The 13893-nt window shown below is 30.6% G+C and carries 15 protein-coding genes; 6 read left to right on the top strand and 9 right to left on the bottom strand.

The features are described from left to right. Window positions 1-4: 4 nt before the first annotated feature. The 4 genes from A8975_RS03990 to A8975_RS04005 form a co-directional block, all read right to left on the bottom strand. Window positions 5-310: a hypothetical protein gene (locus A8975_RS03990; protein WP_134198757.1), complete on the bottom strand. Its 306-nt coding sequence runs from the start codon at window positions 308-310 to the stop codon at window positions 5-7. An 80-nt stretch (window positions 311-390) separates the two neighbouring features. Further along, window positions 391-1764 carry a cell envelope integrity protein CreD gene (gene creD, locus A8975_RS03995; protein ID WP_134198758.1) on the bottom strand — a complete coding sequence of 458 codons (1374 nt, stop codon included), beginning with the start codon at window positions 1762-1764 and terminating at the stop codon, window positions 391-393. A gap of 54 nt (window positions 1765-1818) precedes the next feature. After that, entirely contained in the window at window positions 1819-2112 is a 294-nt protein-coding gene (locus A8975_RS04000; RefSeq protein WP_134198759.1) for a winged helix-turn-helix domain-containing protein, read from the bottom strand. A gap of 265 nt (window positions 2113-2377) precedes the next feature. After that, complete coding sequence (locus A8975_RS04005; protein ID WP_131505809.1) at window positions 2378-2986, bottom strand: hypothetical protein; 609 nt, start codon at window positions 2984-2986, stop codon at window positions 2378-2380. 89 nt (window positions 2987-3075) lie between these two features. Here A8975_RS04005 and A8975_RS04010 point away from each other — a divergent pair, with 89 nt between their 5' ends. Continuing rightward, window positions 3076-3435 (top strand): DUF1801 domain-containing protein, encoded by a 360-nt coding sequence (locus A8975_RS04010; RefSeq protein ID WP_134198760.1) that lies wholly within the window; start codon window positions 3076-3078, stop codon window positions 3433-3435. Here the strand turns inward: A8975_RS04010 and A8975_RS04015 are convergent, their stop codons facing one another. The 3 genes from A8975_RS04015 to A8975_RS04025 are packed head-to-tail and all read right to left on the bottom strand — an operon-like array spanning window position 3436 to window position 5124. After that, window positions 3436-3903 (bottom strand): GNAT family N-acetyltransferase, encoded by a 468-nt coding sequence (locus A8975_RS04015; protein ID WP_166667441.1) that lies wholly within the window; start codon window positions 3901-3903, stop codon window positions 3436-3438. A 2-nt stretch (window positions 3904-3905) separates the two neighbouring features. After that, window positions 3906-4724 (bottom strand): 3-deoxy-8-phosphooctulonate synthase, encoded by an 819-nt coding sequence (kdsA, locus tag A8975_RS04020; protein ID WP_134198762.1) that lies wholly within the window; start codon window positions 4722-4724, stop codon window positions 3906-3908. Between the two features lie 40 nt (window positions 4725-4764). Continuing rightward, a complete protein-coding gene (locus tag A8975_RS04025; RefSeq protein ID WP_134198763.1) occupies window positions 4765-5124 on the bottom strand; it encodes a hypothetical protein in 360 nt (119 codons plus the stop codon). A gap of 333 nt (window positions 5125-5457) precedes the next feature. Here A8975_RS04025 and typA point away from each other — a divergent pair, with 333 nt between their 5' ends. Together typA and A8975_RS04035 are read left to right on the top strand one after the other, a co-directional pair. Further along, window positions 5458-7257: a translational GTPase TypA gene (gene typA / locus A8975_RS04030; RefSeq protein WP_208325353.1), complete on the top strand. Its 1800-nt coding sequence runs from the start codon at window positions 5458-5460 to the stop codon at window positions 7255-7257. 125 nt (window positions 7258-7382) lie between these two features. Beyond that, entirely contained in the window at window positions 7383-7937 is a 555-nt protein-coding gene (locus A8975_RS04035; protein ID WP_134198764.1) for a class I SAM-dependent methyltransferase, read from the top strand. On the opposite strand, the gene A8975_RS04040 is transcribed toward A8975_RS04035, so the two are convergent. Both A8975_RS04040 and A8975_RS04045 read right to left on the bottom strand, forming a co-directional pair. Beyond that, window positions 7929-9104: a glycosyltransferase family 2 protein gene (locus tag A8975_RS04040; protein ID WP_134198765.1), complete on the bottom strand. Its 1176-nt coding sequence runs from the start codon at window positions 9102-9104 to the stop codon at window positions 7929-7931. The genes A8975_RS04035 and A8975_RS04040 overlap by 9 nt on opposite strands. Then, window positions 9088-10386, bottom strand: coding sequence for a hypothetical protein (locus tag A8975_RS04045; protein WP_134198766.1), 1299 nt, complete (start codon window positions 10384-10386; stop codon window positions 9088-9090). The genes A8975_RS04040 and A8975_RS04045 overlap by 17 nt, the downstream gene beginning before the upstream one ends. Window positions 10387-10505: 119 nt before the next feature. Between A8975_RS04045 and A8975_RS04050 the strand changes: the two genes are divergently transcribed. The 3 genes from A8975_RS04050 to A8975_RS04060 are packed head-to-tail and all read left to right on the top strand — an operon-like array spanning window position 10506 to window position 13888. Further along, window positions 10506-11483: a GNAT family N-acetyltransferase gene (locus A8975_RS04050; RefSeq protein WP_134198767.1), complete on the top strand. Its 978-nt coding sequence runs from the start codon at window positions 10506-10508 to the stop codon at window positions 11481-11483. Further along, the gene (locus tag A8975_RS04055) at window positions 11480-12583 is read left to right on the top strand and encodes a DegT/DnrJ/EryC1/StrS family aminotransferase (protein WP_317128035.1); all 1104 of its coding nucleotides are present in this window, start codon (window positions 11480-11482) and stop codon (window positions 12581-12583) included. Before A8975_RS04050 ends, A8975_RS04055 begins: the two co-directional genes overlap by 4 nt. Next, window positions 12584-13888 carry an O-antigen translocase gene (locus A8975_RS04060; protein ID WP_131505800.1) on the top strand — a complete coding sequence of 435 codons (1305 nt, stop codon included), beginning with the start codon at window positions 12584-12586 and terminating at the stop codon, window positions 13886-13888. Window positions 13889-13893: the final 5 nt, after the last annotated feature.

Here is a 13893-nt window from a genome sequence, read left to right on the forward strand (position 1 = left end):
AACGCTAATATTTAGTTGGGAAAAGAGAAATAGAAAGTAAATAGATATATCCAATAACAATAGGAATGTTAAGTAATAGAATTCCGCAAGTTAGTACTAAATCTATTCTTTCTTTCGGATTAAAAATTGCTAAGTATATTAAGTGAATTAAAACAAAAGCATTTATGAAAAATGATACTAAAATGTAAATGATTCCTGTTTTTAATAAGAGCATTGATTGTTCTAAAAAGAAAATCATAAAAAGAAAAGTGCCAATTATAAAGCTTAAAAGTGCACATTGTTTTCCTATTAGTATTGATTTCTGTATCATAAAAATGTTTTAATGAAACCTCGCTCATTTCAAAATAAAAATTGAAAGAGGAGCGAGGATTCACTCACCAACTAATAAAACTAACCGTTATTCCAATCAATTTTTCTAGACACAAACATTACAATAGCAAGTATTATAAATAAGCCAACGCTACCAACCAATAATGCATAGTTTTCTAACTGAATTATCACGTATATAAACGTGTATAATGCGGTTAAGGACAAGCCAATAAATAATGGAAATTTAAACGTTTTCAATATTGATTTAGAGTATAGTGTAATGAGTGCAACTACCGAAATTCCTGCCACTAAATAGGCTTTTAAAAAGTCGCTATGTTCTGAAATGGAAACCAATAAAGTGTAAAACATAGTTAGTGCTAAACCAATCATTAAATATTGAAACGGATGAATATTTATTTTACTCATAGTTTGTATCAGGAAAAACACTAAAAATGTAAGACCAATAACCAAAAAGCCATATTTAGCTGAACGTTCACTTTTTTGATATTCATCAACCATAACAACAAACTTGGTTCCAAACGCAAACTTGTTGAGGTTAGGTATTTTGTTAAGGTACTGTTGCGAAAAGGCTCTATTGATATGAAGCACTTTCCAGTTGGCTTTAAAACCGTCTTTTGTGATTTCTTTTGTTTCATCATCAGGTAGATAGTTACCTGTAAAACTTGGATCAGCCCAATTAGAGCTCATGTGCATTGTAGTGGTTTTTCCTATAGGCACAACTTTTATGCTTTTACTACCATTATATGCAATACTAAAATTGAAATTGATGTTGGCATATTTTGGTACGTCGCTTTCTTTTAAGAAACCAGATTCTAACTCATCTAAATAACCACTATAGTTTTTGGGATTATCGCTAAAGTTGGTTTCAAACGTGTAACTACTATCATTAAGCTTAAGATTCATTTCATTTTTAATACCTTTTAAGTTTGAAGTTTTAATAAGTACTGTGGCTTTGTCCCAAATAATATCTTCGTCTTTTATGTCTTTGAGTTGAAGTTGCGGTTTGGTGTAAAATCCTTTAAAATCCATAGCAGTTGTGTAAACTGCAGATTCAAAGTTGCCTCTTTTTAAGGTTTTTGAATTTACATTGGAAGTGAGATCTAAACTCTCAGGAAAAATGTAAGCATAGTTAATATGTGTAGTGGTCTCGGTAAGATAGGTTTTAGTCTTGTCGTTGTAAGTTTTTGTTTCAGAATAGGTCTTGTATGGGAGTTTTAAAATAGGCCCATAAACGAGTACTTCATTTCCCCATTTTTCATTGATTTCATTAACTACATCTTGTTGTCGCATGGAGCGTTCAGTAATTAAACTATTGATGTACGCTAACGGAATAAGTAATATAATTACCAAGAAGCCAACCATTAGCATTCTGGCAGTGATTGAAGTTTTAATCCAATGTCCAAATTTGTTCTGTTGTTTTTGTTGATGTTCCATGTTGTTTGTATTTAAAGTACTTTGAATTTCAAAGTAGATTGATAAAAAATATATTTATTGTTTGTTAATTAATTTTTCGAGAGCTTCAATATGCTTTTTAAATTCTGCTTTACCAAGTGTTGTGGTAGAGTAGCGTGTGTTGGGTTTTCGTCCAATAAATTGCTTTTCAACCTTAATATACTCTGCAGCTTCCAATGCTTTTGTATGGCTAGCAAGATTACCATCGGTTGTACCCAAAAGCTCTTTAAGCGTATTGAAATCGGCATATTCATTTACCATTAAAATAGACATGATGCCTAATCTAATTCGGTGATCAAAAACTTTATTTATGTTGTTAATTATGCTCATCACTTTCTTGCTAAGGCAAGAATCTTAATTTTTAATTGTGTTATGCTTTATTAAATACACACCTATTACTACGAGCGAAACACAAACTATAATTGTTGTTGCATTAGCAATTATTGGTAACACGTTAAAATCAATACAATCTAATTCGCCTTGCCTTTTTCCTCTATAAAATGCAAAAAATATAGATGCAAAAATAAATAGATAACCTAGATATTTTTTAATCATCAATCATGTTTTTGGTTTAGTTTGTATTTCGGTTTCAATTTCATTTTCTATCATACTTAAAATGCATTAGTGTGCCATAAATAATATGCATTACACCAAAACCTAAAACCCAAAACCAAAACCCGTAACTAGGCATTAATGCACAAATTAAACCTAGAATTATTTCGGTAAATCCTAAATATCTAATATCTCCAATACTATATTTTGAAGCACTTATTAATGCTAATCCATAAAAAATAAGCATTAAGGCAGCAGTATGACCATAACGTTCTTGTTTTAAAATAATGAGTATATAAATACCTCCTGTAATTAACGGAACCAAAAAGTTTAGCAATAAGCGTTTTGATGAACTATCCCATATTTTCTCATTGTTTTTTTTGGCTTTTTTTGTGGTTAAATAAATACCAGTAACAATACTTAAAAATGCAACGCCTAACAGAATTGCAAAACAGATATTAAAGATAGTACCATCAAGAATAAGATAACCTCTTACCGAATTTGATACAATATAATATGCTATTGCAGCTCCAACAAGCGCGTAAACACCAGCGAGAATCCCTGAGAGACCGCTAAGTGAAATAAAACGAGACGACTTGTTCATCAAGTTTTTAATCTCGCTTATGTCTTTTAAATAATCTTTTGACTCCATATAAAAGTACTTTGAATTACAAAGTAAGTAAATTTATTTTAGTTTTTGGATATAAATTTTTGTTAATTTTGAAATGAAACTAGAACCAAGTGAAACCAGCAGAAGCTTATATTTATAACCAACAAGAGCCTTTTAAGTCTATATTAATGCACGTTCAAATATTAATAGAGCATACATTTCCTGAGGCGCATTTGGAGTATAAATGGAAAATTCCATGCTATTATATTGGCACAAGACCAATTTGTTATCTCAATAAAAGTAAAGATTATATTGATGTTGGGTTTTGGCATGCTAACCACATTACAAAACATGCAGATTGCTTAGTTTCGGAAAAACGAAAGAAGATTAAATCGTTACGTTATAAACAACTTGACAATATCGATGACAACATTTTTATTAGTATCCTTAAAGAAGTAGAAGCCTTTAAGAATTCGTCATTTATGAAATAACTATAGTTCTTTATGAACTATATAGTTTTCAAACACGAGTCCTTTAAAAGACTTTTTTTGTTTTTTCTCAACAATATAATATTGGTCTTCAAAAAAAGGTAATGCAGTAATGCTAACATCAGACTTAATTATCTCATAGCCATTGGTGATGACTTTAGACTCAATAATTCGCATAAGCTTTATAGCTATACCTTGACGTTGGTAATCTTTATGAACAAACAAACCGTCAAAATAATTGCCGTTTTTTAAATAAGCAAAGCCTACAATGCGATCTTCATTTTCAGCAACAATAAAGTAGTTGTTTTTTATTCTGTCTTCCCACTTATCAAGATCATTTGCTCCAGAAGCCCAAACTTGTATTTGTTTTTCAGAATAGTCTTTAGAGTTTATGGCTCTTATGGTGTCTCTGAAAACAGAAGTAATTTCAGGTATGTCTTCTTGTGTAGCTTGACGTATTTTAAGTTCCAAAATTAAAGACTGTTTACAGTTTTTCTAATTGCAGTTAAGTTGGTAAGCAATTGTTCTAGATTATCTAAATGTAGCATGTTAGCACCATCACTTTTTGCATTTGCAGGATCAAAATGCGTTTCAATAAACAAACCGTCTACATTGTTTACAACTCCAGCTCTAGCAATGGTTTCAATCATATCTGGTCGTCCACCAGTTACACCTACACTTTGGTTAGGTTGCTGAAGGGAGTGCGTAACATCTAAAACAACAGGAGCGTATTGCTTCATGGTAGGAATTCCTCTGAAATCTACAATCATATCTTGATAGCCAAACATAGTTCCTCTATCCGTTATCCAAGCTTTGTCGCTACCAGAATCTTTAACTTTTTGTACAGCGTGTTTCATGGCTTCAGGACTCATAAACTGTCCTTTCTTTAAGTTAACCACTTTGCCTGTTTGTGCTGCAGCAACCACTAAATCGGTTTGACGAACCAAAAAAGCAGGAATTTGAAGTACATCAACATATTCGGCAGCCATAACAGCATCAGAAACCTCATGTATATCTGTTATTGTAGGAATATCAAACGTTTCAGATACTTTCTTTAAAATCTTAAGAGCTTTTTCATCACCAATTCCTGTAAAACTGTCTATTCTACTTCTGTTAGCTTTTTTAAAACTACCTTTAAATACATAAGGGATTTCAAGTTTATCAGTAATAGAAATCACTTTTTCTGCAATACGTAAAGCCATATCTTCACCTTCAATGGCACATGGGCCACAAAGCAAGAAAAAGTTGTCAGAATTAGTGTGTTTTAGTTTAGGAACTTCGTTAAGATTCATCTGCTTTTTGTTTGAAAATTTCAGCAGCAAAGATAATCATTTAAAAGCTTCTTTTTAAACTATTTCTTATAATCCATAATGCCATTATAAAATTGGCAATTGCTAAAAAGCCACCATACAAAATAAACTTTTTGGTAGTGTATGATAACGACACAATGTTAAGCACATCAGACAGGTATGCTAAGATCATGTACGATGACAAGCATACAAAGGTAATTCCTAATGTAAAATTGAGTTTGCGGTTTGGTTTTAGTACTTGCCATAAAAATGGAATACCAAACAGTAAAATAGGATATGCGCTTATACCTTCACTACGGTTAACAACAGTAAACCAGTAGGCAATTATTGCTAGAAAGTATAGGTAAGGGATAAATTTTGAATATTTGCTAATTATTTTCATCTGTATTAATTTAAGGGTTCAGATGTAAAATCACCAATATGTATAGCACAGTTGGTTAAATTGGCTATTTACTATTAATCATAATCTTTAACGTAATATACGAACAGAAATTATGGTTAAGATGGACTATAACATTTAATTAACTAACGACTCCTTAAGTGTTAAAATGTGTGGTTTGTTTTTAAATTGCTGAAAATTAGTTTTTTGAATTTCATAGGAGGCTGTTTTTATAACTCAAGGTTATTTTTTCTTTAACATTAAAGAATTATCTGTATAGATGTATTTTACAAAAGATTTTAGCGTACATTTGCACGCTTAAAATAAGACGTCATTATGGCTAGTATTAAAAACATTGCAATCATTGCTCACGTTGACCACGGAAAAACTACTTTGGTTGACAAAATTATGTACCATTGTCAGTTATTTCGTGAAAACGAAAATACAGGAGATTTAATTCTTGATAACAATGATTTAGAACGTGAAAGAGGTATTACAATTACTTCAAAAAACGTTTCGGTAACTTATAAGGATACCAAAATAAATATTATTGATACTCCTGGTCACGCCGATTTTGGTGGTGAAGTAGAGCGTGTGCTTAATATGGCTGATGGTGTGTTATTGCTTGTAGATGCTTTTGAAGGTCCTATGCCACAAACACGTTTTGTACTTCAAAAAGCTATTGACTTAGGTTTAAAACCATGTGTGGTTGTAAACAAAGTTGATAAAGAAAACTGTACACCTGATGAGGTTCATGAAAAAGTATTTGATTTAATGTTTGAATTAGGTGCTGAAGAGTGGCAGTTAGATTTCCCAACAGTTTATGGTTCTGCTAAGAACAACTGGATGAGCGAAGACTGGAAAAAACAAACCGAAAATATCGAACCATTGTTAGACATGGTAATTGAGCATATACCTTCTCCTAAAATTGAAGAAGGAACTACTCAAATGCTAATTACATCTTTAGACTTTTCATCGTTTACAGGAAGAATTGCTATTGGTCGTTTAACAAGAGGAGAGCTTAAAGCAGGACAAAATATCTCACTAGTAAAAAGAGATGGTTCAGTTGTAAAATCTAAAGTAAAAGAACTTCATGTTTTTGAAGGATTAGGACGTAAAAAAGTAGACGCTGTAGAGGCAGGAGATATTTGTGCATTAGTTGGTTTAGAAGGATTTGATATTGGAGACACTGTTGCCGATTTTGAAAACCCTGAAGGTTTAAAAACCATAGCTATTGATGAGCCAACAATGAGCATGTTGTTTACAATTAACGATTCACCATTTTTTGGTAAAGACGGAAAGTTTGTAACCTCTCGTCATATTAAAGAACGTTTAACCAAAGAGCTTGAAAAAAACCTTGCATTGAGAGTTCAAGAAACTGATAGTGCAGATAAATTTATGGTTTTTGGTAGAGGTGTATTGCATCTTTCAGTATTAATCGAAACGATGCGTCGTGAAGGTTATGAGCTTCAAATTGGTCAGCCACAAGTAATCATCAAAGAAATTGATGGTGTAAAATGTGAACCAGTTGAAGAAATGACTATTGATTTACCAGAAGAGGTTTCAGGGAAAGCTATAGAAATGGTGACCATGCGAAAAGGTGAAATGCTAAGCATGGAAGCTAAAGGTGAGCGTATGGTATGTGAGTTTATTGTGCCTTCTCGTGGTATTATTGGTTTGCGTAACCAATTATTAACTGCTACTGCTGGAGAAGCTATAATGGCACATCGTTTTAAAGAATATCAACCGATAAAAGGAGGTATTCCTGAGCGTCAAAACGGAAGTTTAGTGTCTATGGAAAAAGGTACAGCAATTCCTTATTCTATTGATAAATTACAAGAAAGAGGTAAGTTTTTTATTGATCCAGGAGAAGATATCTACGAAGGTCAAGTTATTGGCGAAAATTCTAGAGGAGACGATATGGTAGTTAACGTTACAAAAACTAAAAAGCTAAGTAACGTACGTAGTTCTGGAGCCGATGATAAAGCTAAAATTGTTCCAGCTATTAAGTTTTCGTTAGAAGAAGCTTTGGAATATATCCAAAAAGACGAATACGTAGAAGTAACACCAAATCACTTACGTTTACGTAAAATTTTATTGACTGAAGTTGAGCGTAAGAGAAGCAAGAGTATTTAATAATTACTGATATATTTTAAAAAAGGAATTCTATAAAAAGAGTTCCTTTTTTATTTAATAGTAGTAAATAATAGTTTGTTCAAATTATTACAATTAAATTGAGCAATTACTTTTAAAGATTATAAATGAAATTTCTTGATAGGTTTTTAAGAGATTATAGAATAAATGTAGCTAGTCGATATGTTAGAGTTAACGACAAGATATTGGATATTGGATGTTTTGATGGGTGTTTGTTTGAGAAACTAGCGAAGAAAAATATTCAAGCTAGTGTAGGTTTGGATCCTTTGTTGAAAAACGATTCTAAAAAAGGAATTCATACACTTTTGTCAGGAAAATTCCCTGAAGCTATTCCTGATAATGAAACATTTGACTGTATTGTGATGTTAGCAGTGTTAGAGCATATTCCAAGAGAAGAACAAAAGCAATTTAATAGTCAATTTGATAAGTTTTTAAAACCTAAAGGACGAGTAATAATTACAGTTCCATCTCCATTGGTTGATCATATACTTGTTGTGTTATCTAAGCTAAGATTAATTGATGGTATGTCTCTAGACGAACATTATGGTTTTGAAATTAAAGAAGTGTTTGATTTGCTTGATAAACAAAGCTTTAAGTTGGTGAAACATAAAAAATTTCAGTTAGGCTTAAACAACTTATTTGTTTTTGAAAAATTAAACTGACTCGTTTTTTTGAGTTTGACTTTTTAGACTTAAAATGCTAAAAAACAGACTAAATAAAATAATTTGTATGCCTAGTAATATTGTAAATGCAGCAGGAATTACAATACGCAATGTGTCAGACGGATTTAGATTTCCAAAGTTCAAATTCTTCCAAACTGTAGTTCCGTAGACACTTAAACCCAATCCTAATAGTAACAACAGGCTCCCAACGATTAAACCAGATTCTAAATTAAGATATTTAAACAGTTTGTTGTAACGATTACTTTTAGGTAAAAGCCCATTTTCAACAGCAAAAATCTTGGTGAGAGCATAAAACACAAAAAATTGAAATCCAATTAAAAAGATACTTGCTGTGTATAGTAGTGTATGCACATCAAAACTAATATTGTAGATGTGAACAGGTTTTATAACGAGCAATGTAGATGTTGTAAACCCTAAGAGCATTAATAAAATACTTGGGTATAAGAAAAGCCAGTTAGGAGCATAAAGCATTAAAAACCTAAGATGTCTCCAACCGTCTCTCCAAGTGTTTAAGTGAGGAGGTCTAGATCTACCGTCTTTATGTAAAATTGTTGGGACTTCTGTAATCGATAAGTTATTAAGCTTTGATTTTACAATCATTTCAGAGGCAAACTCCATTCCTGTTGTTTTCAAATTCATCTTCAAATAAGCTTCTTTTGAAAAACCTCTTAAACCACAGTGAAAATCACCAATTTTAATATTAAAGAATAAACGACCTATAAACGACAGTACAGGATTGCCTAAGTATTTATGAAGAAAAGGCATCGCGTTTTTTTTAATACCACCTTTAAATCGGTTACCCATAACTAAATCATAACCTTCTCTAAGTTTTAGTATAAAAAGATCTAAAGCTTCAAAGTCATAGCTGTCATCAGCATCAGCCATAATAATATATTTTCCTTTAGCGGCATCAATACCTCCTTTTAAAGCGCTTCCATAACCTTTGTTTGTTACATGAACAACATTAGCATTAAGATTTTGAGCAATAGCAATAGAACCATCAGTACTGCCATTATCGGCAATTATAATTTCTCCGTTAATATTATGTTTTTTTATAAATGATTGTGCTTTAGTGATACAAACTTCTAAAGTTTCTGCTTCATTTAAACATGGCATTACTATAGATAATTCAATGTTTGATTCCATGTTTAATTTGTTTAAATAGAATAATGAATATTAAAAAATACAAAGCGTAATTATAGAATAAATACCTAATAATTGAATGGCTTGCTAAGCAAACTAAAAGTGTGTTTGATAGTATTAATGCAGACAACATGAATAACAAATAATAATTGTTGTTATTACTTGTAAATAGTTTTATTAGGCTTAATAAAAATACGGTAACAATAACAATAAGTATGACTATGCCATTGAACGCATGAATTAAATTGGCAAAAAACAAGTTAAGCCATTTGTTGAAATTTTGATTAATTAGTGAAAATGAAATATTTCGTAATGTATTTTCTATAGATAAATGTGCTTGAGCTATTTCTAAATGGGTTGAGTTAGATAGTTCGTCTTTCAAAAAAAAGGCTCTACCATAATAATGTACTGTTCTATTACAAATATTAGGAATATGATTATGAAAAAAACTGTAGTAATCTTTGTAAGAACCTTCTTTTTGGTTAGTTAATAAAAGCTTTTGCTTATCTAGTTTGTTGTAGCAAATATCAAATACCTTTTTGTCATTTCCAGTAAGTTGGTTGGAGTCACTTTTTTCAGATACATAAAATGCAGCTGTAGATATATTTACAAAACTAAAAGGAGTGGACATAAAAATGCCATCTTTTAATTTGTGGTAGCTTTTATCAGCTAAAAGGACTACTACAGGTAATAGTAGTAAAACTATAAATCTATTTAAATGTGGTTTTTTAAACAGTGTTTTTTTATGTTTCAAAATATACATAAAAGCAATAGGGACTATAGCAATAATAAATTGCCCTCTGGTTAACGCCAATAATAAAAATACTACAATGAAATACTTAAAGGACTTTGTGTTTGTAAAGAAAAAATCTATCCCAAAAGCTACAAAAAGTAAGTATAAAGGGTAGCTCAAACCTTCGGAACAAATATTGTTAGCAACTTCTAATGGAGGAAAAAAAGGAAATAATAGAAAAGCGAATAATCCTATTTTAGTGATTAAGTTAAACGCAATCAGTTTTGAAATCTTGGTGTAAAAAACAAATGTTGCTAAAAGCCCAAAAATAGCTTGAAAAGCAATAACTAAAACATTGAAAACTTTACCGCTAAAAAATAAATCAAAACATTTAATAAAAATTACATATCCAAGATGTCTGTATGGCATTGCCTCTAGATAGCTGCGAGTATCAGGAGAATATATAGCAGGTTGAAAAATCAGATATAAGAAAACAACTAAATAAACTATTAGAAGTAGCTTGTTTTCACTTTTTTTGATTTTTACTATCAAGGTCTTGATTTTAGAGTATAAATATAGAATAATTGAGTATAAATGTAACTTGAAGACTAAAAATTATTGTATTTTGGTAGCCAGATGATAATGACATTATTAGAGATTAATCTTACACATTGAGCACTTACAAAGTAGTTAAATACCAACCAGAATATAAACTTGTTTGGGATGCTTTTGTTAAGCATTCAAAGAATGCTACTTTTTTATTTCATAGAGATTTTATGGAGTATCATCAAGATAGGTTTGAGGATTATTCTTTATTGGTTTTTAAGGATGACAATGTTGTTGCGTTATTACCTGCTCACATTAAAGATTCAGTAGTATACTCACATAAAGGGTTGACATATGGAGGCTTGTTGCTTTCTAAGAAATCTAAATTATTAGAAAGTTTTGAGATTTTTAAAAGCCTTTTAGAGTACTTAAATACTAATGAATGTACACGATTAGAAATAAAAATTATTCCTCCTTTTTACAATCAACAGCCATCTGATGAGTTAGAGTATTTTATGTATAAGGCAGCTGCAGAACTAGTACATCGAGATGCGTTAATGATAATTGATTTTTATGATAAGTTACCTTTTCAAAAGAATAGAAGAGAGGGAATCAATAAGGCAAAGCGTCATGGAGTTTCCATTGAAATAGATAATAATTATGAAGAGTTTTGGAATGAGATTTTAATACCCAACCTTTCAAAGAAACACAACGCTTCACCAGTTCATACTTTAGACGAAATAAAATTGCTAGCTTCACGTTTTCCTAAAAATATAAAGCAAATTAATGCTTACAAAGAAGGTAAAATAGTTGCAGGAACAACACTGTTCTTAACAGAAACAACCATACATCCACAATATGTGTCTGGTAATTCTGAAAAAAATAAATTAGGTAGTATTGATTTACTTTATGATTTCATGATCAACCATTTTAGTAAAGGAAAACGTTGTTTTGATTTTAATATTTCTAGTGAAGAAGCAGGAAAAAAACTAAATAAGGGATTGGTTTTTTGGAAAGAAAGTTGTGGAGCTAGAACAATAGTAGCTAATACATATTCTGTCAATACTTCAGTTTATAAAACATTAAATTTACCATTGGTATGATGATATCGTTTTTAGATTTAAAAAGTATAAATAAAAAATACGAGTCTAGTTTTAAAAACTATATAGAAACTTTTTTTGATACTGGTAAATATATTTTAGGAAAAGAAGTTGACCTATTTGAACAAAACTATGCTGAATATTGTGGTACAAATTATTGTATAGGAACAGGAAATGGATTAGATGCTTTAGTACTTATATTTAAGTCTTTTATTCATTTAGGCAAATTGAAATTAGGAGATGAAGTTCTTGTACCTGCAAACACTTATATCGCATCAATACTCTCAGTAATTGAAGCAGGACTAAAGCCTGTTTTTGTTGAGCCAGACGCTAAAACTTTTAATATTTCTCCTTCAGAAATAGAAAAACACATATCAGTTAATACTAAAGCCATTATGCCAGTGCATTTGTATGGACAATTGGCTGATATGGAAAAGATAAATGCTATTGCTAAAACACATGGTTTAATTGTAGTAGAAGATGCAGCCCAAGCTCATGGAGCTGAAAATAATTTAGGAATTAAAGCAGGAAATCTTTCAGATGCTGCTGCTTTTAGCTTCTATCCAAGTAAAAATTTAGGAGCTTTGGGCGATGCTGGTGCAGTAACAACCAATAATGAAGACATCGCTAATTGCATCAGACTTTTAAGAAATTATGGTAGTAAAGAAAAATACAAAAACGAAATTATAGGTTGTAATAGTAGGCTAGATGAATTACAAGCAGCCTTTTTAAGTATTAAATTAAAAGGGTTAGATAATGAAAATAAAAGAAGACAAGAGGTAGCTAAGCAATATCTTAATGGAATTAAAAATGAGAAGATTATCTTGCCTTTTTATGATGCTACTAAAAACCATATATTTCATGCGTTTGTAGTTCAAGTAAATGAACGCAAAAAGTTTACTGAATATTTAACTAATAATGGTGTAGGTTGGCTTATTCATTATCCTATTGCGCCTCATAAACAACATGCGTTTAAGAAGTACAGTGAGTTAAATTTACCAATTACTGAAAGCATTCATAATACTGTTGTAAGTATTCCAATGAGTCCAGTCATAACAGATGCAGAAGTTAAAAAAGTTATTGAAACATTAAATGCCTATTAATTGAAAAAGTTATTCGATTATATAAACACCAATGTGTTGGTTAAAGTTGCTCATCTAAATTCAGCAACTATAATCACAAAAATTTTAGCAGGATTATTTACATCCAAAGCTATTGCTGTTTTTATTGGAGTTGAAGGGATGGCTTTAATAGGTAATTTAAGAAATTTCTTAAGTGCAATTCAGTCACTCGCAATTTTAGGGTTTTATAATGGAGTGGTAAAATCAATAGCAGAGTTTAAACAAGATGCAGTAAAACTGAGTAAAGTGTTATCAACTTCATTTTATCTTGGATTTACAGTCACTATACTATTGTGTTTCTTGTGTTACTACAATGCAGAAACCGTAAATAACTTTTTATTTTCAGACAATTATAATTATGCCTATGTAATAAAAATATTGGCACTAGCATTACCATTTTATTCATTGAATATGTTTAGCTTTTCAATAATGAATGGGTTTGCCAAATATAAAATCCTGTTGATTATAAATATAATTGGGCAAGTTCTTGGGTTACTTGTAACCTTGCTACTAATTTATCAAAACAATATTGATGGAGCATTGGTCTCTGCAGTTATTGCACCTTCTTTAATTTTTTTAATTACTGTTGTTGGGTTTATAAATCAACGTAGTTTGGTGTCTTCGGTTAAAATATCAAATGTTAGTATTGATATATTAAAAAAACTAGGTCCTTTTGCTCTTATGGCATTAGTTTCGGCAGTAGCATTACCATTAATTTCTATTATGATTAGAAATTATATTAGTGATTCTATAGGAATAAAAGAAGCAGGTTATTGGGAGGCAATTAATAGAATATCAGATTATTATTTAATGTTTGTGACCTCGTTGATGTCGTTATATATCCTTCCAAGATTTAATGAGATAGATAACAAAAAAGAGTTTAGAAATGAAGTGTTTAGTTTGTACAAATCCGTAATCCCAATTTTTGGTATTGGTCTCATACTTATTTATCTATTAAGACCATTTATTGTGCAAATTGTTTTTTCTAAAGATTTTGAACCAGTAGAAGACTTGTTTTTATGGCAATTGTTAGGTGATTTTGTAAAGGTGTTATCTATAGTTATAGCATATCAGTTTATTGCTAAAAAAATGTTCACTCACTTTATAATTATTGAAGTGTTTTTGGCGATAGTACTTTACCTATCTAGTGTATACTTAATTGATAGTTTTGGTGTTAAAGGAGCTGTAATTGGGCATTTTGTGAGTTATTTAATGCATTATGGTGTTATTTTATTAATATTTGGAAGTTCGCTCTTTGGGTTGGATTCTGATAAGTCTTTGGATTAGAGAAC

The sequence above is a fragment of the Meridianimaribacter flavus genome (assembly GCF_004366715.1).
Taxonomy (GTDB): Bacteria; Bacteroidota; Bacteroidia; order Flavobacteriales; family Flavobacteriaceae; genus Gaetbulibacter_B; species Gaetbulibacter_B jejuensis.

Bases quoted from the DNA above. Each gene is read 5' to 3' on its own strand.
- A8975_RS03990 (WP_134198757.1), bottom strand. From the start codon at position 310: ATGATACAGAAATCAATACTAATAGGAAAACAATGTGCACTTTTAAGC.
- A8975_RS04000 (WP_134198759.1), bottom strand. From the start codon at position 2,112: ATGAGCATAATTAACAACATAAATAAAGTTTTTGATCACCGAATTAGA.
- creD (WP_134198758.1), bottom strand. From the start codon at position 1,764: ATGGAACATCAACAAAAACAACAGAACAAATTTGGACATTGGATTAAA.
- A8975_RS04025 (WP_134198763.1), bottom strand. From the start codon at position 5,124: ATGAAAATAATTAGCAAATATTCAAAATTTATCCCTTACCTATACTTT.
- A8975_RS04040 (WP_134198765.1), bottom strand. From the start codon at position 9,104: ATGGAATCAAACATTGAATTATCTATAGTAATGCCATGTTTAAATGAA.
- A8975_RS04055 (WP_317128035.1), top strand. From the start codon at position 11,480: ATGATGATATCGTTTTTAGATTTAAAAAGTATAAATAAAAAATACGAG.
- A8975_RS04005 (WP_131505809.1), bottom strand. From the start codon at position 2,986: ATGGAGTCAAAAGATTATTTAAAAGACATAAGCGAGATTAAAAACTTG.
- kdsA (WP_134198762.1), bottom strand. From the start codon at position 4,724: ATGAATCTTAACGAAGTTCCTAAACTAAAACACACTAATTCTGACAAC.
- typA (WP_208325353.1), top strand. From the start codon at position 5,458: ATGGCTAGTATTAAAAACATTGCAATCATTGCTCACGTTGACCACGGA.
- A8975_RS04035 (WP_134198764.1), top strand. From the start codon at position 7,383: ATGAAATTTCTTGATAGGTTTTTAAGAGATTATAGAATAAATGTAGCT.